Annotated in this window: 17 protein-coding genes; 8 read left to right on the plus strand and 9 right to left on the minus strand. The window is 71.3% G+C overall.

The window, feature by feature from the left end; translation table 11 throughout:
* Positions 1-59: 59 nt before the first annotated feature.
* Together OG257_RS12770 and OG257_RS12775 are read right to left on the minus strand one after the other, a co-directional pair.
* The gene (locus OG257_RS12770; RefSeq protein WP_329207393.1) at positions 60-1,829 is read right to left on the minus strand and encodes an MFS transporter; all 1,770 of its coding nucleotides are present in this window, start codon (positions 1,827-1,829) and stop codon (positions 60-62) included.
* Positions 1,830-1,927: 98 nt separating this feature from the next.
* The gene (locus OG257_RS12775; RefSeq protein ID WP_329207394.1) at positions 1,928-2,974 is read right to left on the minus strand and encodes a CaiB/BaiF CoA transferase family protein; all 1,047 of its coding nucleotides are present in this window, start codon (positions 2,972-2,974) and stop codon (positions 1,928-1,930) included.
* Positions 2,975-3,156: 182 nt separating this feature from the next.
* On the opposite strand from OG257_RS12775, the gene OG257_RS12780 reads away from it, so the two are divergent.
* The 5 genes from OG257_RS12780 to OG257_RS12800 all read left to right on the plus strand — a co-directional run bounded on the left by OG257_RS12780 (position 3,157) and on the right by OG257_RS12800 (position 9,084).
* The gene (locus OG257_RS12780) at positions 3,157-4,383 is read left to right on the plus strand and encodes a cytochrome P450 (RefSeq protein ID WP_329207396.1); all 1,227 of its coding nucleotides are present in this window, start codon (positions 3,157-3,159) and stop codon (positions 4,381-4,383) included.
* A gap of 76 nt (positions 4,384-4,459) precedes the next feature.
* Positions 4,460-5,581 carry an epoxide hydrolase family protein gene (locus OG257_RS12785; RefSeq protein WP_329207397.1) on the plus strand — a complete coding sequence of 374 codons (1,122 nt, stop codon included), beginning with the start codon at positions 4,460-4,462 and terminating at the stop codon, positions 5,579-5,581.
* A 39-nt stretch (positions 5,582-5,620) separates the two neighbouring features.
* A complete protein-coding gene (locus OG257_RS12790) occupies positions 5,621-6,865 on the plus strand; it encodes a cytochrome P450 (RefSeq protein ID WP_329207399.1) in 1,245 nt (414 codons plus the stop codon).
* A complete protein-coding gene (locus tag OG257_RS12795) occupies positions 6,862-7,884 on the plus strand; it encodes an NADP-dependent oxidoreductase (protein ID WP_329207400.1) in 1,023 nt (340 codons plus the stop codon). The genes OG257_RS12790 and OG257_RS12795 overlap by 4 nt, the downstream gene beginning before the upstream one ends.
* Before the next feature lie 93 nt (positions 7,885-7,977).
* On the plus strand, positions 7,978-9,084 hold the full coding sequence (locus OG257_RS12800) for a winged helix DNA-binding domain-containing protein (protein ID WP_329207402.1): 1,107 nt from the start codon (positions 7,978-7,980) through the stop codon (positions 9,082-9,084).
* 61 nt (positions 9,085-9,145) lie between these two features.
* Here the strand turns inward: OG257_RS12800 and OG257_RS12805 are convergent, their stop codons facing one another.
* The 4 genes from OG257_RS12805 to OG257_RS12820 all read right to left on the minus strand — a co-directional run bounded on the left by OG257_RS12805 (position 9,146) and on the right by OG257_RS12820 (position 12,659).
* A complete protein-coding gene (locus OG257_RS12805) occupies positions 9,146-10,189 on the minus strand; it encodes a ketoacyl-ACP synthase III family protein (RefSeq protein ID WP_329207404.1) in 1,044 nt (347 codons plus the stop codon).
* Between the two features lie 13 nt (positions 10,190-10,202).
* Entirely contained in the window at positions 10,203-10,430 is a 228-nt protein-coding gene (locus OG257_RS12810; protein ID WP_329207405.1) for an acyl carrier protein, read from the minus strand.
* Positions 10,431-10,489: 59 nt separating this feature from the next.
* Positions 10,490-11,689, minus strand: a complete 1,200-nt coding sequence (locus OG257_RS12815; protein ID WP_329207407.1) for an NAD(P)/FAD-dependent oxidoreductase — start codon at positions 11,687-11,689, stop codon at positions 10,490-10,492.
* A gap of 124 nt (positions 11,690-11,813) precedes the next feature.
* Entirely contained in the window at positions 11,814-12,659 is an 846-nt protein-coding gene (locus OG257_RS12820; RefSeq protein WP_329207409.1) for an SDR family oxidoreductase, read from the minus strand.
* A gap of 241 nt (positions 12,660-12,900) precedes the next feature.
* Here OG257_RS12820 and OG257_RS12825 point away from each other — a divergent pair, with 241 nt between their 5' ends.
* Genes OG257_RS12825 through OG257_RS12835 form a run of 3 tightly spaced genes read left to right on the plus strand, consistent with a single transcriptional unit; the run spans position 12,901 to position 15,819 of the window.
* Complete coding sequence (locus tag OG257_RS12825; RefSeq protein ID WP_329207411.1) at positions 12,901-14,415, plus strand: amino acid adenylation domain-containing protein; 1,515 nt, start codon at positions 12,901-12,903, stop codon at positions 14,413-14,415.
* A 35-nt stretch (positions 14,416-14,450) separates the two neighbouring features.
* Positions 14,451-15,224: an SDR family NAD(P)-dependent oxidoreductase gene (locus OG257_RS12830; RefSeq protein ID WP_327114689.1), complete on the plus strand. Its 774-nt coding sequence runs from the start codon at positions 14,451-14,453 to the stop codon at positions 15,222-15,224.
* 52 nt (positions 15,225-15,276) lie between these two features.
* Positions 15,277-15,819 (plus strand): VOC family protein, encoded by a 543-nt coding sequence (locus OG257_RS12835; protein ID WP_329207412.1) that lies wholly within the window; start codon positions 15,277-15,279, stop codon positions 15,817-15,819.
* 72 nt (positions 15,820-15,891) lie between these two features.
* Here OG257_RS12835 and OG257_RS12840 read toward each other — a convergent pair whose 3' ends face one another.
* The 3 genes from OG257_RS12840 to OG257_RS12850 all read right to left on the minus strand — a co-directional run bounded on the left by OG257_RS12840 (position 15,892) and on the right by OG257_RS12850 (position 20,164).
* On the minus strand, positions 15,892-17,115 hold the full coding sequence (locus OG257_RS12840; RefSeq protein WP_329207414.1) for a cytochrome P450: 1,224 nt from the start codon (positions 17,113-17,115) through the stop codon (positions 15,892-15,894).
* A 112-nt stretch (positions 17,116-17,227) separates the two neighbouring features.
* A complete protein-coding gene (locus OG257_RS12845; RefSeq protein ID WP_329207416.1) occupies positions 17,228-18,655 on the minus strand; it encodes an alpha/beta fold hydrolase in 1,428 nt (475 codons plus the stop codon).
* Positions 18,656-18,676: 21 nt separating this feature from the next.
* A complete protein-coding gene (locus tag OG257_RS12850; protein ID WP_329207418.1) occupies positions 18,677-20,164 on the minus strand; it encodes an MFS transporter in 1,488 nt (495 codons plus the stop codon).
* Positions 20,165-20,345 lie beyond the last annotated feature (181 nt).

Here is a 20,345-nt window from a genome sequence, read left to right on the forward strand (position 1 = left end):
GGGAGCGGACGGCAGAGGCCGTCCGCTCCCGCCGCACCGTGAGCGGGGGTGTTACGGGGTCAGGAAGCCGGGGCGGCCTCGGGGGCCTTGCCGGCCTCCTCCTCGTCCTCGGGGGCTTCCAGCCTCATCTGCCGCGGGATCGCGAGCATCAGGAGGAAGGCGAGGACGACGACTCCGCCGAAGACCCACAGGGTGGTCTGCAGGCTGCCTGCGAAGGAGGTTCCGGTGGCGTCCTTGGCGTAGCCGGCCAGGACCGGGGCCGCCTGCTGGTTCTGGAGCGCGGGGACGGCGCAGCTCTCCGGGACGACGGCCGGGTCCTTCTCCTCGACCCGGTCGACCGCGCACGTCCGGTAGGCCGCGACGGTGGTGTCCGCCTCTCCCGGGGTGAGCCCGGCGGTGGCGACGAGTTCCTTGCGCAGTTCCGCGGACTGGTCGTCGATCGCCGTTCCGGTGTTGCCCACCAGTCCGGCGAAGAAGACGACGCTGACCAGGGCACCGCCGACGGCGAAGCCGAGCTGGGCGTTGGTGTGGACGATGCCGGAGGCGGAGCCCGCGTCCTTCTGCGGCACCTCGGAGATCACGATCTGCGGCAGCGGGGCCGCGATGAGGCCGAAGCCGAGACCGATCAGCAGCATCGGCACCACGAGCTGCCAGGAGCTGATGCCGCTGCCGTACTCGCCCGCCGCCCACAGGAAGGCCAGCGCACCGACCACGGTGACGACCGCGCCGGACTGCAGCACCTTGCGGCCGAACTTGGGCACCAGGACGACCATGGCCGCCGAGGAGGTGAGGAAGGCACCGATGCAGAACGGGAGGCTCGTGAGCCCCGAGCGCATCGGCGACCAGCCGAGGCCGACCTGCATGTAGACGGTCCAGCCGATGTTGAACATGCCGATGCCGATGTAGAAGGCGAGGTTCACGCCGAGCCCGGAGGAGAAGCTGCGGATGCGGAACAGCGCCAGCTCCACGAGCGGTGAGCCGTCCAGGAGGGTCTTCTTCTTCTGCCACAGGATGAAGGCGGCGAGCACCGGCACCGAAGCGGCCATCGACACGAAGCCCCACAGCGGCCAGCCCAGTTCGCGGCCCTGGAGCAGCGGGAAGATCAGCAGGAGCAGACCGGCGGTGGCGAGGACGACGCCCCTGACGTCGAGCTTCAGGGCGTGCGGTGCCTTGGACTCACGGAGCACGCGCGGGGCGTAGATCAGCCCGAGGATGCCGACCGGGATGTTGATGAGGAAGATCAGCCGCCAGCCGAGGCCGAAGAGGTCCCACTCGGCCAGCGGTCCGCCCGCGCCCATGCCGACCGCGGCGGCCACACCGGCCACACCGCCGTACATGGCGAAGGCGCCGGCCCGCTCCTTGGCGGAGAAGGTGACGTGGATGATGGCGAGGATCTGCGGAACCATGATTCCGGCGAAGGCGCCCTGGATCATGCGGGACGCGACCAGCTGCCAGGGCTCCTGGGCAAGTCCGGCTCCCAGGGATGCCAGCGTGAAGCCGACGACGCCGAGGAGGAACATCCGCTTGCGGCCGTAGATGTCGCCCAGCCTGCCACCGAGGATCAGCATCAGCGCGAAGCTGAGCTGATAGCCCACCAGCACCCACTGGATGATGGAGTAGCCGCCGCCGATGCCTTGCTGGATGGCCGGGGCCGCCACGTTCGCGATGGTGCCGTCCAGCATGTCCATGAAGGCGGCGACGAGCAGCACCAGCAGGGCCATCCAGCGCTTCGGGTCGGGCGGCGCCGCACCGGTTCGCTTGTCCGCAGCCGTCTCGTCCCTTGCCACCTCCGTCTCCGTGGACGGAGCCTGCTCGGAGGAAATAGCCATGGTGTACCTCTCAGATCTTGGGGGGACCGGGATAGTCCTTGGGGGGTTCCGCAGGTGGCTGGACAGCCTTGGACCATCGGACGGCAGGATGCCCGATGTCAGTGGAATTCCACTGGAGTGCGGCTGAACCGCGGGGCCACTGCGGCAGGACCGCTTCCGCGTGCCAGGTGGTGCGGATGAGATGCCGCCTCCGCGGCACTCAGCACCGGCGTGACACAGGCCTCGGTGCCTTCGAACAGCTGCGCCCAGTGATCCCGCTCCCCGGTGATGAAGCGGCTCGCGAACTCCCTGCGCAACGCCGGCCAGTTGTGCGGTTCGTCCCGGTCGGGCAGGGCCGCGCCCGCCAGTCCGAGCCCGTGCAGCAGCGCGGCGTAGAAGCGTTCCTCCAGCGCGCCGACGGCCACGTAGCCGCCGTCGGCGCACGCGTAGGTGGTGTAGAACGGCGCTCCGCCGTCCAGCAGGTTCGCGCCGCGCTCGTGCCGCCACTGGCCGGCCGCCTCCATGCCGACCAGCATGCCGAGCATCGCCCCCGCGCCGTCCACGATCGCGGCGTCGACGACCTGCCCCCGGCCGGTCCGCTGCCGCTCGTACACGGCCGCGAGGACCCCGGCGACCAGGAACATCGAGCCGCCCGCGAAGTCCCCCAGGAAGTTCACCGGGACGACGGGCGGCCCGCCGGCTTCGCCGATCGCGTACAACGCGCCACTGAGCGCGAGGTAGTTGATGTCGTGTCCGGGGGTACTGGCGAGCGGTCCCTCCTGCCCCCAGCCCGTCATCCGGGCGTAGACGAGGGCGGGATTGCGGTCCAGGCACACCTCGGGTCCGATGCCGAGCCGCTCGGCCACCCCCGGTCTGAAGCCCTCGACCAGGATGTCGGAGCTCTCGAGGAGGCTCAGGAGCTCCGCGATGTCGTCGGGGCTCTTCAGGTCCAGTGCGATGCGGTGGCGTCCGCGGTCCAGGACCTGGTGCCACTGTTCGAAGGAGCGGCGGCCGTCGGCCCGGTCGATCCGGATCACTTCGGCGCCCAGGTCGGCCAGCACCATGCAGGCGAAGGGCGCCGGCCCGATCGCCGCCAGTTCGACCACTCTCAGCCCGCTCAGGGGCCCGGTCGCGGCGGACCGGCCCTCACTCGCTGCTATGCCCATCCCGGGAGGCTAGGAAGCCTGTCCGGAAACCGGCTCGGGCCGCGCTCGCGCCGGGCTCGCACCGCGGCGCACGGACTCCAGCTGTGCCCGAGCGGGCGCTGGCACCGTGCACCGGGAACTTTGTGCCGTCGGAAACCCGACGTTCTTCACGAGGAACGATTCCCCACGAGGAAGGATCCACTGTGACAACCAGTGCTACGGAGCCGGGCACCGCCGAGGCGGAGACCAGCACCTTCCCCTACAAACGGCAGTGCCCCTTCACTCCTCCGAAGGAGTACGCGGAGATCGTCGAGAAGGACGTCTCCCAGGTCACGCTGTCCGGATCCGGCCTCCGCATCTGGACGGTCGCGGGCTACGAGACGATCCGGCAGCTGCTGACGGACCCCCGGGTCAGCGCCTCGCGCCGGCACGACAACTTCCCCTTCTACTTCATCGCCCCGCCGGAGTACCGCACCGAGACGTCCTTCATCGGCTACGACGGCAAGGCGCACAGCGACACCCGCCGCAAGGCCGCCCTGACGTTCACCAGCCGCCAGGTGCGCCGGCTGCGGCCCCGTATCGAGGAGATCGTCGACGACCACCTCGACAAGCTGCTGGCCATGGAGCCCGGGGTGGACTTCCACCACGCGTTCTCGCTGCCGGTGCCGATGACCGTCATCTGCGAGCTGCTGGGCATTCCGCAGGACCGGCACGAGTTCTTCATCAAGCACGGCACGGCACTGCTCGGCGGGCACAGCTCCACCGAGGAGCGCCAGGCCGCGATCGTCGAGGTGAACGCGTACGTCAGCGACCTCATCCAGCTGAAGAAGCGCGAGCCGGGCGAGGACCTGCTCAGCCGTGCGATGGCCGACTACGAGGCGTCCGGCGAGGAGTACACCGACCGCGACCTGTTCAACATGGTCCGGCTCCTGATGAACGGCGGCCACGAGACCACGGCCAGCCAGATCTCGCTCGGCACCGCCTGCCTGCTGGAGAACCCCGACCAGCTGAAGCTCCTGCTGAACGACCCCTCGCTGGTCAAGCCGGCCGTCGAGGAGCTGGTGCGGTTCGCGACCATCGGCGACACCGCGGTCCCCCGGGTCGCCCTGGAGGACATCGAGATCGGCGGCTCGGTCATCCGCAAGGGCGACGGCATCCTCTGCCTCGGCCTCGCCGCGAACCGGGACCCCGAGGTGTTCCCCGAGCCGGAGAAGCTCGACATCACGCGCGGCAGCCGCAAGCACCTGGGCTTCGGGCACGGCGTGCACCACTGCATCGGCGCGGACCTCGCCCGCCTGGAGCTGGAGATCGTGTGGAGCAAGCTGTTCCAGCGCATCCCGACGCTGCAGCTCGCCAAGCCCTTCCTGGAGATACCCCGTAAGGAGGGCGCAGTGATCTACGGGCTGTGGGAGCTGCCGGTCAAGTGGTGAGGTCGACCCGTGCTCGAGCAGCCATCCGTAGCGTGCCGTGGCACCACACCCCGGCGGCAGTCCAGGAGGAAGACGTATGAGCACGGCACTCACGCCTTTCCGCGTCGGGTTCCCCGACGCGGATCTCGCCGACCTCGGCGAGCGGCTGGCCCGGACCCGGTGGCCCGACAAGGAGACGGTCGGTGACTGGTCGCAGGGCGTGCCGCTGGCCTACCTCCAGGAGCTCGCCGAGTACTGGCGGAACACCTACGACTGGCGGGCGGCCGAGGCGCGGCTGAACGCGCTGCCGCAGTTCCGCACCGAGATCGACGGTCTCGGCATCCACTTCCTGCACGTGCGCTCGCGCCACCCGCAGGCGAAGCCGCTGCTGCTCAGCCACGGCTGGCCCGGATCCGTCATCGAATTCCTGGACATCATCGGCCCGTTGACGGACCCCGAGGATCCGGCGGACGCCTTCCACGTGGTCTGCCCGTCGCTGCCCGGCTTCGGCTTCAGCGACAAGCCGGACGAGGCGGGCTGGACGGTGGAGCGCACCGCGGCCGCCTGGGCCGAGCTGATGAACCGGCTCGGATACGAGCGGTACGCGGCGCACGGCACCGACTGGGGCTCCTTCCTGACCGGAATCCTGGGCGAGAGCGACGCGGAGCACCTGGTGGGCATCCACCTGGCGATGCCCTTCGCCCGGCCGCCGCAGGAACAGGTGGAGCTGGACGAGCGGGATCTGGCCGGCCTGGCCGCGCTCAAGGAGTTCCAGACCCACGAGGGCGCGTACTCCGTGCTGCAGGCCACCCGACCGCAGACCCTCGGGTACGGGCTCGCCGACTCGCCCGTCGGCCAGCTGGCCTGGATGATCGAGAAGTACTGGGCCTGGAGCGACCACGACGGCGACGTCGAGAAGGTCATCCCCCGCGACAGGCTGCTGGACGCCGTGACGCTCGCCTGGCTGGCCGGCACCGGCACCTCGTCCGCCCGGATCTACTGGGAGAGCCACAACAAGATGGCGCTCGGCCGGGTCGACGTGCCCACGGCCTGCTCCGTCTTCCCCAAGGACGCCCGGATGCCGCGCGCCTGGTGCGCGCACCGCTTCACCGATCTGCGGCGGTGGACCGACCACGAGCAGGGCGGGCACTTCCCCGCCCTGGAACAGCCGGAGCTGCTCGTCGAGGAGCTGCGCTCCTTCTTCCGCACGCTGACCTGAGACCCGAGACCTGAGACCTTCCGTCTGGAGGCACTGCCCATGACCGCCCGAACGACCGGGGTGAGTGAAGACCTGCCCGAATTCCCGTTCCCGGGTACGAGTTACCGGGGCCCCGACCCGATCTTCACGCGGTTGCGCGCGGAGCGGCCCGTCGCGCGGGTGCAGTGGAGCGGAGGCGGTCATGCCTGGCTGGTGACCCGCCACGAGGACATCAAGTCGGTACTGGACGACACCCGTTTCAGCCGCGCCGCCTCGTACGCGCCGGACGCCCCCACCTTCAGCGGGCTGTTCCAGGCCCCGCCGGGAATGATCATCTCGCTCGATCCGCCGGACCACACCAGGCTGCGCGTGCTGGCCGAGCAGGCGTTCTCGCCGGCCCGGATCCAGGGGATGCGGCCCCGGGTGCGGGAGCTGGCGGGCCGGCTGCTGGACGCGCTGGACAAGGAGTCGGACGGCGGTCCGGTGGATCTGGTCGAGGGCTTCGCCGCTCCGCTGGCCATGGCCGTCATCTGTGAGCTGCTGGGTGTCCCGGAGCAGGACAGGGACCAGTTCCTCACGTGGGTACGCCAGTTCGCCGATGTGTCGGGTCCCGAGGAGCTGGCCGTCGAGGGCCGCGAGAACCTCGGTGCCTATATCGCCGGACTGGTGGCCGGCAAGCAGGCGGAGCCCGCCGACGATGTGCTCTCCGCCCTGATCACCGCCCGTGACGGCGAGGACCGGCTCGGCTTCGAGGAGCTGGTCGGGCTCGGCTACACGCTGCTGGGCGGCGGTTTCGACTCGGCGGCCGGCCAGATCTCCAACTTCGCCCTGACGCTGCTCGACCGCCACACCGACGTCTGGCGCCGGCTCGGCGAGCACCCGGAGGACGTACCGGCGGCGCTGGAGGAGCTCCTGCGTACGGTCAACCTGACCGGCAACGACACCTCGGGGCTGCCGCGGATCGCCACGGAGGACGTGGAGATAGGCGGCGCGGTCATCCCCGCCGGGGACGCCGTGTTCCTCTCCTTCGCCTCCGCCAACCGTGACGGGTCGGTGTTCGCCGACCCCGACACCGCCGACTTCGGCCGGACCGCCAATCCCCACCTCGCGTTCGGGTACGGCATCCACCACTGCCTGGGGGCGCCGCTGGCCCGGGTGGAGCTCGCCGTCGCCCTGGAGGAACTGACCGGCCGCTACCCCGACGCGCGGCTGGCCGTGCCGGAGAGCGAGCTGCTCTGGAGGGCCGGCGATGTGAACCACAACCTGGTCAGCCTCCCCGTCCACCTGAGAAGGAGCACCACATGAGCAGCGTCGAACTTCCCGCCGTCAGCAGGGAGGTCCGCCTTGCGGCCTACCCGGTCGACGAAGTCACCCTGGAGCACTTCGAGTTCGGTGAGACCGAGCTGTCCGCGCCTGCTGACGGCGAGGTCGTCGTACGCAACGACTGGATGACGCTCGGCTCGGTGGCCCGCGACCAGATGAACCCCGACACGAAGCTGCCGATCCCGGTCTTCCAGCCGGGCGTCGCGATGTGGGGCCGCACCGTCGGCACGGTGGTCGCGTCCAACAGCGACACCCTCGCCGTCGGCGATCTCGTGGAGCACTTCTCCGGCTGGCGCGACTACGCGGTCGGCAACGCCCACGGGTTCTTCAAGCGTGACCGCTCCCTCCTGCCGGGCCCGGAGTACTTCCTGTCCCAGGGGCCGACGGCCTGGCACGGCATGGTCGGTACGGCGGCGGTCGCCGAGGGCGACACGGTGTTCGTGTCGGGAGCCACCAACGGTGTCGGCGCGCTGGCCGGGCAGATAGCGAAGCTGCGGGGCGCCAAGCGCGTCATCGGCAGCACCGGGTCCAAGGAGAAGATCGACTTCCTGGTCGAGGAGCTCGGCTTCGACGCCGCGTTCGACTACCACGAGGGGCCGGTGGCCGAGCAGCTCGCCGCACTGGCGCCCGACGGCCTCGACGTGGTCTTCGACAACGTGGGCGGCGAGCAGTTCGAGGCCGCGGTCCAGGTCGCGGCCCGCGGGGCCCGGTTCGCGCTGTGCGGTGCCCTGTCCGGGCAGCACGGCGCGGGTGACGGCGGCAGCCCCCGGCTGCCCCTGATGTCCGCCATCACCAAGGACCTGACGCTGCGCGGCTTCGCGACGCTGCACACGCCCGACCAGATCGAGGGCTGGAACGCCCAGTTCAGCACCTGGCTGCGCGAGGAGCGCATCGTCTTCCCGCACACGGTCGTCGAGGGCGGGGTCGCGGAGCTGCCGGAGGCGTTCGTGGCTCTGCTCGGCCGGAAGTACAGCGGCACGGTCCTGGTCAGGATGAGCTGAGACCGGCGGTCTTTTGTGCTGCGGTGGTGCCCCGGGGTCCGCGTGTCCCGGGGCACCACCGTCTTTTCATGGATACGAGGAGAGGATCCGGTCATGGTGACAGGAGACCCGAACGTGCTGGACCGACGGGCGCTCAACCGGAGCCTGCTGGCCCGGCAGCTGCTGCTGGAGCGCGCCGGTCTGCCGGCCGTACAGGCGGTCGGACATCTGGTGGGGATGCAGGCCCAGGCGCCCAACCCGCCCTACATCGGGCTGTGGACCCGGCTGGCCGGATTCCGTATCGAGGACCTGGCGGACAGGGTCAGGGACCGCGAGGTGGTCCGGCTGGTGCTGATGCGGGGCACGATCCACCTGGTCACGGCGCAGGACTGCCTGGCGCTCCGGCCGGTGCTCCAGGGCGCTCTGGAGCAGGGGCTGAAGGGCACCTTCGGCCGGAAGCTGGCGGGGCTCGACACCGCGGACGTGGTGGCGCTGGGCCGTGAGCTGGTCGAGAAGGAGCCGCTCACGCTGGGCGGTCTCGGCACCCTGCTCGCCGAACGCTGGCCGGACCGCGATCCGTTCGCCCTGGCCAATGCCGTACGCAATCTGGTGCCGCTGGTGCAGGTGCCGCCGCGCGGCCTGTGGGGCGAGAGCGGCCAGGCAGTGCACACGACGGCGGAGTCCTGGCTCGGCGGGACGCTCGCCGAGAGCACCTCGCCCGACGCGATGGTCGAGCGCTATCTCGCGGCCTTCGGGCCCGCCACCGTCAAGGACATCCAGACCTGGTCCGGAATGACACGGCTGGCCGACTCGGTGAACCGGCTCAGGCCCCGGCTGCGCACCTTCCGCGACGAGAACGGGCTGGAGCTCCTCGACCTCGCCGACGCTCCCCTGCCCGACCCGGGGATGCCCGTGCCGGTTCGCTTCCTGCCGGAGTTCGACAACATCCTGCTGTCGCACGCCGACCGCAGCCGCATCCTCACGGACGAGCAGCGCAAGCTGGTCTTCACCCGTAACGGCCTGATCAAGTCGACGTTCCTCGTGGACGGTTTCGTACGGGGGCTGTGGCGGATCGAGCAGGCGCGCAAGGAGGCGACCCTCGTGATCGAGCCGTTCGGCACGCTGGGCAGGAAGGACCGCGACGCCGTCGCCGAGGAGGGGAGCAGCCTGCTCGACTTCGCGGCGGCCTCCGCCACGACGCGCGGCCTCCGCTTCGACTGAGGGCGTACGACGGCGGGGGAGGGACCGGAAGGCCCGGTCTCTCCCCCGCCGTCGTACGCGGTCAGTTCGACCAGTCCGGGGTGTCGAGGATCTCCAGGACCGTCGTCGTCCACACGTATCCCGCGCCGGCCGCCTGGAGGACCACCAGGTCCCCGGGCTTCGCCTCGCCGCTCTCCATGACCCGGTTCAGTCCGAGCACCGGGTCGGCGGTACCGACCATGCCGGTGCTCAGGCCCCACTCGTGCGTCGTCCGCTCCCGGTCGACACCCAGCAGGCCGTAGAGCCCGTGGGTCACGATCGACAGGGCGAGGTTCTGGTGGAGGAAGTACCGCACGTCGGGCAGCTCCACCTCGGCCTCGTGGAGGGCCTGCTTCATCGAGAGCTGGACGCTGGCGGAGATCTTCTCGATCGCGTCGTCGAAGTCCATGTCCTCGGCGAGCAGGTAGTCCGACTTGCGCTCGCTGACCCCGACCGGGGCTCCCCCGGAGAACGGCGCGTCCGTCCAGCCGGCCCCGCTGCGGCCCATCGGCTCCAGCGAGGGGTCCGCGTGCGAGTACGTGGCGCGGACGCGGGCGAACCCGCCGCGGCTGGACAGGACGAGGGCCGCGGCGCCGTCGCCGTCGACGTTCTGCTCGTCCGATCCCCAGCGGTCGATGTAGGGCATCCGGAATGCGTCGCCGCCCGTGATGAGCGCCGCGGTGACATCGGGGCGGGAGGTCACGTACGAGGAGGCGACCTCGAAGGCCGCCAGCATGCCGTTGCAGCCCTGCTTGATCTCGAACGCCGGGCCCGTGCCGCCGACCGTCTCGCGCTGCACGAAGCTCGCGGGGGTCCAGAAGTCGAGCCCCTGGTGCCCGATGTAGCTGTGCAGGACCAGGCCGAACTCGTCGTGCTCGTGTCCGGACCTGGCCACCGCCCGGCGCCCCGCGATCGCCGCCATCGTGGGGCCGGTCTCGTTCTCGGCGGCCACGTGGACCGAGCGGAAGCCGTTCAGCGAACGCTTCTGCTCCGTGTAACTGCCCGCGGCGATCGCCTCCTCGGCGGTCTCGATCCGCTCGGGCAGGTACGCACCCACACCGGCGACGTAGAGGTTGTTCCAGCGCATGTCAGTCTCTCCTTCAGGACGCGTAGAGGTACGCCGCGAGAGTCGCGGGGGTGGGCGCCTGGTAGATGCGGCGTACCGGGATCTTGATCCCGAACGCCTCCTGGACGCGCCGGGTCAGTTTGGACGCCAGGAGGGAGTGCCCGCCCAGGTCGAAGAAGCTGTCCTCCACATCGACGTCCGGCATGCCGAGAACTTCGCCGAACAGCAGGCAAAGCTCCCTCTCCCACTCCGTTGCGGTCATCGGTGCCTCCGTTGTCTTCTGCGTCGGTTGGTGGCCCCGGTCCGGGGGCGCGGTCGGCGTCATGCCGCTTCGGTCTCGAGCCGGCTGTGCAGTTCCTCGTCGTACAGCTCGTCGACGGACATGCCGCCGGCGGCCACCGCGAAGTAGCGCTCCGTCAGGTCCTGGGACCCGCTGACCATGCGGAGCATCGCCATCCGGTCGGGTGTGACCTCCAGACGGCTCACGAACAGGGTGTTGCGGTAGCCCTCGAAGAGCTCGTCCTGGAGCTCCTCCCCGTACTTCCGCAGCCCTTCGGCGAGCCGCGCCGGGTCATCGAGTACGCCGCCGACCGACGCGGCCAGCAGATCGGCCTGCAGGAAGGCGTCGCTGATGCCGCGCGCGGTGATCGAGTCCTTGTGGTGTGCGGCGTCGCCGACGAGCGCCCAGCCGGGGCCGGCCGGGGTGCGGAAGAAGTTCTGCTGGTCCCCGGTGCCGCGCAGCCGTTCGACGCGTTCGCCGCCGTCCATCGCCCGCGCGTACAGGTCAGGCGCGGTGGTGCGGATGTTCTCCAGGTAGTGCTCCAGCGCGTCGCCGCGCACCTGGTTGAATTCCGCCTGCGGGAAGTACGCGGCGATCAGGGTGGCGTCGTCGTTGGTCGGTATCGCGCCGATCCAACGGCCGGGGCGCTCGTACAGCTCGAACTGGGACTTGATGCCCTGCCAGTAGGTGAAGTAGATGCAGGACATCAGCGGGTCCTGGACCGTGTACGGGGCGTCGACGGCCTTGGCCACCGCCGACCGCATCCCGTCCGCACCCACCACGAGGCGGGCCCGCTCCTCGACCGGCTTGCCCTCCGCCGAGCGGCACTTGACCCCGACGACGCGGTCCCCGTCGAAGACGAGACCGGACACGGAGCAGCCGTCCCGGAACTCCGCACCGGCGGCCACGGCCGCGTCGACCAGGATCTGGTCCAGCAGGTACCGGCGCGGTGCGTACGCGGCCGACTGTCCCTCGTGCGGGACGGTGCCGCCGTCCAGCCGGACGTCCTCGACCTGGTAGATGGTCCTGTCCAGCGCCGGGCAGCCGGTGGCGCGGACCGCGTCCAGCACCCCCCAGCGGGCGAGCCGCGCGATACCGGGCTGGTGGATGTAGTGCGTGGAGAGCGTGTCACTGGGGAACCGCGCCCGGTCGACGAGCAGCACCCGATGGCCCGCCCGCGCCAGGAGCAGAGCGGAGGCGGCACCCGCGACGCGAGCCCCCACCACGATGACGTCGTACATTCCGGACCTCCAAGTCACGGACATGCCCCTCGGTTCGACGGTGGGCCGGGCGGACGACGCCCGGCCCACCGGCTTAGGAGCAATCTGAGGGCACCTTCGCAGTCTCTTCTTGAGACCCGCTCGATCAGTCCTGGGCGGCGAACGCGCCGAGGTTCTCCCCGGCCCACTGGCGGAAGGTCCGCGCCGGCCGTCCGGTGATGCGTTCCACGGTGTCCAGGGTCGCGGCCGGCCGGCCGACCCCCGCGGCCCACTGGCCGAGGAGCGAGGCGAGGATCGGCGCGGGGACGAACCGGCCCATCTGCTCGACCGCCTGGTCGCGGGTGAGTTCCCGTACCGGGATCTCGCGTCCGAGGAGTTCCCCGAGGATGCCGAGCTGCTCACGGAAGGTCAGCGACTGCGGTCCGGTGAGGGTGAGGGTCCGGCCCACGAGGGTCTCGTCGGCCAGGGCGGCCGCGGCGACGTCGGCGATGTCGCCCTCGTGGATGGGCGCGGTGTGGGCGTGCGTGTACGGCAGTTCGACGGGCTGCCCCCTGCGGATGGCGTCACTCCACCCGAACGCGTTGCCGTCGAAGGCGCCAGGCCGCAGCACGGTGCCCGGCAGCGCCGACTCGGCGAGCGCGTCCTCGACGGCCGCGTGGAGCAGGGCCAGGGCGTCGGTCTCGGCGTCGGGGCCGCCGACCGTGGACGAGGACAGCAGGACGACGTGCCGGACCCCTGCCCCGGCCGCGGCGGCGAAGAGGTCCTTGGCGCCTTCGGACTCGGCGTACAGGAACACCTTGTCCACGCCGTCGAGGGCGGCGTCGAAGGTGTCCGGCTCATTCAGGTCCAGCCGGACGGTGTCCACTCCGGCCGGAACGCTCAACTCCCCGGGTGTGCGGCCGGATGCGCGCAGGGTGTGGCCCGCGGCGTGCAGGCGGTCGAGGACGCGGCGGCCGACGTTGCCGCGTGCCCCGGTTACGAGAATGGTCACGGTGGTACTCCCGTCGAGTGCGGTACCGGCCCGGATGGTGGGGTGGCTGACGGAAACCGTCGGCCCTACGGGCCTGTCCGGCGTAACGGGGTCGGACGGGCCCTAAGCGGAGCCGGCAATTCAGTGAACAGGGCCCCACTCGCGCGTGCCTTGACCCGAGCGAGGACGTGGCCGGTTCCACCGGCATTCGAGCCGGTTCGCAGACCCTGCCGCCCCGGGCACCTCGAGAGGAGACAGGCCGATGACATCGGTAGTCGCAGCGTTTCGCCGTCGGGCCGCCGACGCCCCCGACACCGTGGCGGTCTCCGCCGGTGACGACCACCTGACCTACGCCGGGCTCGACCGCTGGGCGCGAGAGGTGTCGCGGGAGCTCACGGACCGTGCGGGGGCGACGGCGGGCGACCGGATCGCGGTCTGCCTGGAGCGCTCCCCCGAACTCGTCGCCGCGCTGCTCGGCGTGCTGGGGGCCGGCGCGGCCTTCGTCCCCATCGGCCTCGACGACCCGGCCGCACGGGTGGCCGAGGTGTTCGCGGACGCGGAGGTACGTGCCGTCCTGTGCGAGCCGGACGATGCCGGCCGCTTCTCGGCGTACGGCATCCCGGTCCTGCGGGTCCCGGCCCGTCCCGCGGCGGACCTGCCCCTGCCGCCGGAGACCGCCGGGGTCCGGCCCGGCGACCTCGCCTATCTGATGTACACCTCGGGATCCACCGGCCGCCCGAAAGCCGTCATGGTCGAGCACCGCAACATCACCAACCTGGTGACGGACCCCAACTACGTGGAGCTGGGCCCCGACGACCGGATCCTGCAGCTCGCTCCCGTCGCCTTCGACGCCGCCACGTTCGAGATCTGGGGCGCTCTCCTCAACGGGGCCCGGCTGGTGCTCGCCCCGCCGCGGCAGATCCAGGCGGAGGAGCTCGGCGCCCTGCTGCGCGACGAGGGCATCACCGTGCTCTGGCTGACGGCCGCGCTCTTCCACCGGCAGATCGATGTGGACGTCAAGGCGTTCAGCGGGCTGCGCACGGTGCTGGCCGGCGGCGACGTGCTCTCCGTCCCGCACATCCGCGAGCTGCAGGCCGCGGTGCCCGGCTGCGGGATCGTCAACGGCTACGGGCCGACGGAGACCACCACGTTCGCCGTCTGCCACCGGATCGGCGCGCGGGAGGACCTCGGCCACTCCGTGCCGATCGGCACCCCGCTGCAGAACGTCGACGTCCGTATCGTCGGCGACTCCGGCCTGCCGCTGCCCGACGGCGCCTCCGGCGAGCTGTGGATCGGCGGCGCGGGAGTGTCCCGGGGGTACTGGCGGCGCCCCGACCTCACCGACAAGGCCTTCGTCACCGCCCCCTGGGACGGTGCGGCCGGGCGGTTCTACCGCAGCGGCGACCTGGCCAGGCGGCGCCCCGACGGGGTCATCGAGTTCCTCGGCCGCAACGACGACCAGTTCAAGCTGCGGGGCTTCCGTATCGAGCCCGGTGAGCTCGAGAGCGTCCTCGCCGGCCATCCGCAGGTGCGCGGCGCCGCGGTCGGCGTCCGGGAGAGCCACCTGGGCGACCGCCGACTGGTGGCATGGGTCGTACCGGAGGCCGACACCCTCGACCGGCGCGCCCTGCGCTCGTACCTGCGCGAGCGCGTGCCCGAGCACATGATCCCCGCGGCCTTCGTCTCGCTGGCCGAGCTGCCCATCACCGGGAACGGCAAGGCGGACCGCAAGGCGCTGCCCGCCCCCGACTGGACGTCGAAGTCCATCTACGTCTGATCCCCCTCTCCCGAGCCGACCTGAAAGGACGGAGCATGACCAACCATCCGTTCACCAACCAGTACGTCGTGGTCACGGGCGGTGCCACCGGCATCGGCCGTGCCACCGCCCTCGACTTCGCCAAGCAGGGTGCCGCGGGCGTGATCGTCACCGGGCGCCGGGCCGACCGGCTCGCCGAGGTGGCGGCACTGCACCCGGCCATCGTCCCGGTCCGCGCCGATGTGAGCACGCAGAGCGGCGCGGACGCGGTCGCCGAGGCGGTCGGCGAGCTGGGCGGCTCCCTCGACGTCCTGGTGCACAACGCCGGGATCCACACCATCGGCGCGGCCGGCAGCATCGACACGGACGCGGCCCGAGAGCTGTTCGACGTCAATGTGCTCGGCACCGTGATCCTCACCAACCGGCTCCTCCCGGCGCTCCGTTCGCCGGGCGGCAGCATCGTGTTCGTCACCAGCCCGGCCGGCCACAACCCGACTCCGATGGCCTCGGTGTACGCGGCGAGCAAGGCCGCGGTGAACACCTTCACCCGCTCCTGGGCACTGGAGCTGGCCCCGAAGGGCATCCGGGTGAACGCGGTCGCTCCGGGCTGGGTGCGCACCGAGGTGTACGAGAGCCACGGCATGCCCCCCGAGCAGGTGGACGAGCTCTTCGCACAGGCGGCGAAGAGCGTGCCGCTGGGAGTGACGGGCGTGCCCGAGGACGTGTCGCAGTGGATCACGCTGCTCGCCGCGCCGAGCAGCGCGTGGGTGACGGGCCAGATCCTCACGATGGACGGCGGCGCCGATCTCGTACGCGCGAAGCAGGTCTGAGGCCATCCGGGCCCACCGAACCGAACCCGAAGAAGGAAAGGACGGCACACCGATGTCGCAGACAGTGGACCGGCAGGACGGCAGCCCCGCGCCCGGCCCGGTGCTCAGCCCCGAGGCCCTGTTCCACACCGGTCTGGTCGTGGAGGACCTGGACCTGGCGATGAAGACGCTGAGCGAGCTGGCGGGCTACCGCTGGACCAGCGTGATGGAGCTCCAGGTGACGGCGCGCACCCCGGGCGGCCTCCAGCACGGCGACCAGCGTTTCGTGCTGTCGCTGGAGGAGCCGCGGCTCGAACTCGTCGAGGCCATCCCGGGCACCGTCTGGGTGTCCGACGGCAGCAACGGGGCCCACCACGTGGGCTACTGGGCCGAGAACGACCGGATCGAGGCGACCTCCGCTGCGCTCGTGGAACTCGGCTTCGAGGTGGAGGCCTCCAACGACACCGAGGCGGACGGCACCCTGATGTGGGTCTACCACCGCGGTCTGGGCGGCATCCGGGTCGAGCTGCTGAACACCCTGATGAAGCCGTCCATGGACGCCTGGATCGCCGGCGCGGACCCCGCCGAGGTGCAGCAGGACGCGCCCATCGGCTGACGACGGCTTTCCCCCGCACAGCAGTTGAGCCCCCGCCCGGAAGGGCGGGGGCTCAACTGCTGTGTTCCTGGATCAGGATCCCCAGGTGACCGGCAGGGTCTCCAGGGCGTGGTTGATCCCGCCCAGGTGCCAGGGGACCTCGCTCTCGGGCACGGCGAGCCTGAGGTCGGGGAAGCGCCGGACCAGGCCGTCGATGGCGATCTCCAGCTCCATCCGGGTCAGTTGCTTGCCCAGGCACAGGTGCATGCCGTGGCCGAAGGAGAGATGCGGGTTGTGGGAGCGGCCGAGGTCGAGGCGGTCCGGGTCGGGGAAGACCCTCTCGTCACGGTTGGCCGAGGAGATGGCGATCACCACGGCGTCCCCCTTGGCGATCTTCACCCCGCCGAGCTCCAGGTCCTCCACGGCGATGCGCGGGTTGCCGGCCGAGTCCGTGGAGAAGAGGTTGACGTGCCGCAGCAGTTCCTCGACCGCCTTCGGGATCCGGGAGCGGTCCTCGGCCAGCCAGCTCCACTGGTCGCGGTGGTGCGCGATGAGTGCCAGGACGGAGCTGGCGAGCTGGTTGGCCGTGGTGTCGAAGCCCGCCCCGATCAGGGTGAAGGCGAAGGTCACCAGCTCCGTCTCGCTGAGCCGGTCCCCGCTGTCCCTGGCCGTGATCAGATCCGACAGCAGGTCCTGGGTGGGGTTCTCGCGCTTCTCCGCGACGACCTCGACCATGTACTCGTTCAGCTTGGCCAGTCCGTTGACGGAGTCCGAGTCCTCGCCCTGGTCGTCGACGGTGACGAAGTCCCGCGCGTTGGCGGCGAACAGCCGCAGGACCCTCATCGGCACACCCAGCAGCTCACCGATGACGGTCAGCGGCATGGGGACGGTGAACCGCTCCACCAGGTCGACCGGTCCGCCGGACGCGGCGAGGCCGTCGAGCATCCCGTCGGCGATCCGCTGGATGCCCGGCCTCATCTGCTCGATGCGCCGGGCGGTGAACGCCCCGGCCGCGAGCCGGCGCAGCCGGGAGTGCTCGGACCCGTCCATGGAAATGATCATTTCGGGCGTCGAGGTCATCGCCCCGCCGATCCGGGGTGCGCCGGGCTTCACGGTCTCGGCCCGGCTCAGCCGGGGATCCGCCAGTGCTTCCCGGGCCTCGTCGTAGGCGGTCACGAGCCAGGCGTCCACGCCGCCCTCGGTACGCACCCGTACGACCGGCTGCCCGGCCCGCAGCCCGGCGTACTGCGGGGCGGGGCAGCGGTAGGACGAGCCGGCGAGGGGGAACACCTTCATGTCCCGGTCCTCATCGGTCACTGACTCGCTCCCGTACTCGGTCACGGACACAACAGCACCTCCACAGTTGACACGGTTGCGCGGCACCGTAGAAGGCGCTGCTGGACACGGGGTTGCTTCGGACTCGACCCGCTCAGGCCGCGTCCGCCGGGACGTCCGGGCGCGGGGTGCGGCCCGGGACGGAAGAGCGTGCGGGCGGCAGGGTGCCGTCCACGAGATAGCGGTGCACGACGGCGTCGACGTGCGGGTTGCCGCCCAGCACGTACACCTCGTGCTCTCCCGAGTCCTGGACGGTGAGCAGGTGGTGGCCGACCAGTTCGGCCATGGCCACACCGCCGTCGTAGTGGTCCATGGGGTCGCCGTCGGCCTGCACGATCAGACCGGCGGCGTAGCCGTCGCGGGTGATCCGCACCGGCTCCTCGGCGGCCTCGAAGGCGCGGAAGGCACCCACCCACGGCGAGGCCCGGAGCACCCCGTAGCCGTACGGGAACCGCTTACGGAACTCCCGCATGTCCTGGTAGTAGACCTCCAGGTCGGACGGCCAGGCGTGCTCCAGCGTGATGGCTTCCAGGACGCCGACGCGCAGGTCGCCCTCGCTGTCTGCGGGCCGCCAGGTGCCCTGTTCGGCGAGCAGTTCGCGGCAGGCGTCCGGGTCGCCCTCGCGTGCCGCCCGGTGCACGCCGGCGACCAGGACGGCGAGGGTGGCCCACTGGCCGCGGTCGGCCGCCCGGTTGCCCACGGCCCCGTCGAACAGGGTCCGCAGCCTCACGGCGTCCTGCGGCAGCGACTCCAGGGCGGCGACCGCCTCCTCCACGGTGGTGAGCACCTGCTCGGCCGAGGCGCCGACGGCGAAGCTGCCGTGCCGCTCACCGGTCCAGCGGGCCCACAGGTCGACGTTGCGCTGGACGGCGTCGCCCTGCTGGAGGAACTGCTCGCGCCACGTCCACTGCGGGCCGACGCAGGAGTCCAGGACCAGCCGGTCCAGGCCGGCCGGGAAGAGGCTGCCGTAGACGGCACCGACGTAGGCGCCGTACGCGTACCCGACGAAGCTGATCCGCTCCTCGCCGAGCACGGCACGGATCACGTCCATGTCCCGGGCGGTGTTGGGGGTGCTGATGTGCGGGCGCAGGTCCCCGCCGCCCCGTGCGCAGGCCTCCTCGCGCAGCCGCATGTCCTCGGCCAGTCCGGCGAACACGGTGTCCGGCGGCCGGGAGTCGAACGGCTGGGCGGGGACGGCCACTTCGGCGTACAGCCGGGTCGATCCGGCGGTGCCGCGCGGGTCCAGGCCGATGAGGTCGTAGACCTCCTCCAGGGGGGTTCCGGCGAACTTGCCGGGCAGTCCGAGGCCGTGCCCCCAGTCGCCGCCGGGGCCGCCGTTGACGGCCAGCAGGACACCGCGCCGGCGCGCCGGGTCGGTGGCGCGGCGGCGGCTGAGGGCGAGTGTGATCCGCTCGCCCCCGGGGTCGGTGTAGTCGCGGGGGACCTCGATCGTCGCGTGCTCGGTCCGGTCGTCGTCCGGTGCGGGCGACCATGCCGGCCGCTGTGTGTGGAACTCGCTCACCACCGCAAACCTCCGTTCTCGTCAGGCCGCCAGACTCTCGGTAGCGCCTCGAGGGGTACTGGAACGTTCCCGGACCGGCACGAACAGGGCCGCCACCAGTCCGGCAACGGCGAACAGGGCCGCCCAGGTGAGCGCCAGTCCGTAGCCGGAGGCGAGGGCGTCCGTGGTGTCCGCCCCGGCGGCGACGCGGGCGTCGACGCGGGCGGCGGACAGTGCGGCCAGGGTCACCAGACCGGCCGCGCTGCCGAGCTGCCGGGTGGTGTTGAGCAGCCCGGAGGCGAGCCCGGCCTGATGGGCGGGGAGTCCGGCGGTGGCGGCGTTCGTCGTGGCGTTGAGCACCGCGCCCATGCCGAAGCCGAGGAGCACGGCGGGGCCCAGTACGTCCACGGTGTACGTGGCGCCCGCGTCCAGCCGGGCGAGCCAGAACAGTGCGGCGGCGGACAGCCCGAGGCCGCCGAGCAGGACCGGGCGCGGTCCGGTGCGGGGAACGACCGAGGCGATGCCCCAGCCGCCGAGCGCCATGCCCAGGGACAGGGGCAGATAGCTCAGGCCGGTGACCAGCGGGCTGTAGCCGAGCACCTGTTGGAGCAGCAGGGTGAAGAAGTAGAAGGTGCTGAAGAGCGCGGCGATGCCGAAGAAGGCGACGAGGTTGGCGGCGGCCACGGAGCGGTTGCGGAAGATCTTGAGCGGCACCAGGGGGTGCCGGGCGAACCGTGCCTGGATCACCAGGAAGGCGGCGAGCAGCGCGGCGCCGGCCAGCAGCGGTCCGAGCACCCGCACGGAACCCCAGCCGTGCACGTGCGACTCCGAGACCCCGTACACGGTGCTCATCAGCCCGAGCGTGACCGTGACGGCACCGGGGAGGTCGAGCCTGCGGTGGGCACGGCCCTCGCCCTGCGGCCGGGTCTCCGGTACGACCCAGCGGACGGCGGCGAGCAGGGCGATCCCGATGGGGACGTTGATCAGGAAGATCCACCGCCAGGAGAACCACTCGGTGATCACACCGCCGGCCAGCACACCGATCGCCCCGGCCGTCCCGGATACGGCGCTCCACCAGCCGTAGGCCCGTGCCCGTGCGCCCGGTTCGGTGAAGGTCGTGCCGAGCACGGTGAGCGTGGCGGGCGCCATGACGGCGGCGCCGAGCCCCTGGAAGGCGCGGGCGAGGATCAGCGTGCCCGGGGCGTCGGCCATTCCGCCGACCGCGCTGGCGAGCGTGAACAGGGCGACTCCGAACAGGAAGATCCTGCGCTGGCCGAACAGGTCCGCGAGCCGTCCGCCCAGCAGCAGGAAGCCGCAGACCACCACGGTGTAGGCGTTGTTGACGAGCTGCAGGTTGTGCCGGTCGAAGTCCAGGTCGTCAGCGATGACGGGCAGTGCCACGTTCACCACCGAGGCGTCGAGCACGTTCATGAACTGGCCCAGACAGCAGGCGACGAGCACCAGCCCGGTCCGGGGGGCGGCCCTGCCGGGCGGGGCGGGCGTCTGTCGCGTCCGATCGGTCACAGTCATGCGGGCACGCTGCGCCCCTTCGATGGACTGCCGCCGGACCGCGTGTCGACGCGCGCTCGAGCGCCGGTCCGCCCCGTGTGGCGCCGGGGTCGCGCGGGCCCGCGCGGTCGAGATCCCCTCCACCGGGACTGCAGGGACGTATCCCACAGTCCGGTGCCGTACTTCCGCACGGCTGGCCGAC

Source organism: Streptomyces sp. NBC_00683, assembly GCF_036226745.1.
Classification (GTDB): Bacteria; Actinomycetota; Actinomycetes; order Streptomycetales; family Streptomycetaceae; genus Streptomyces.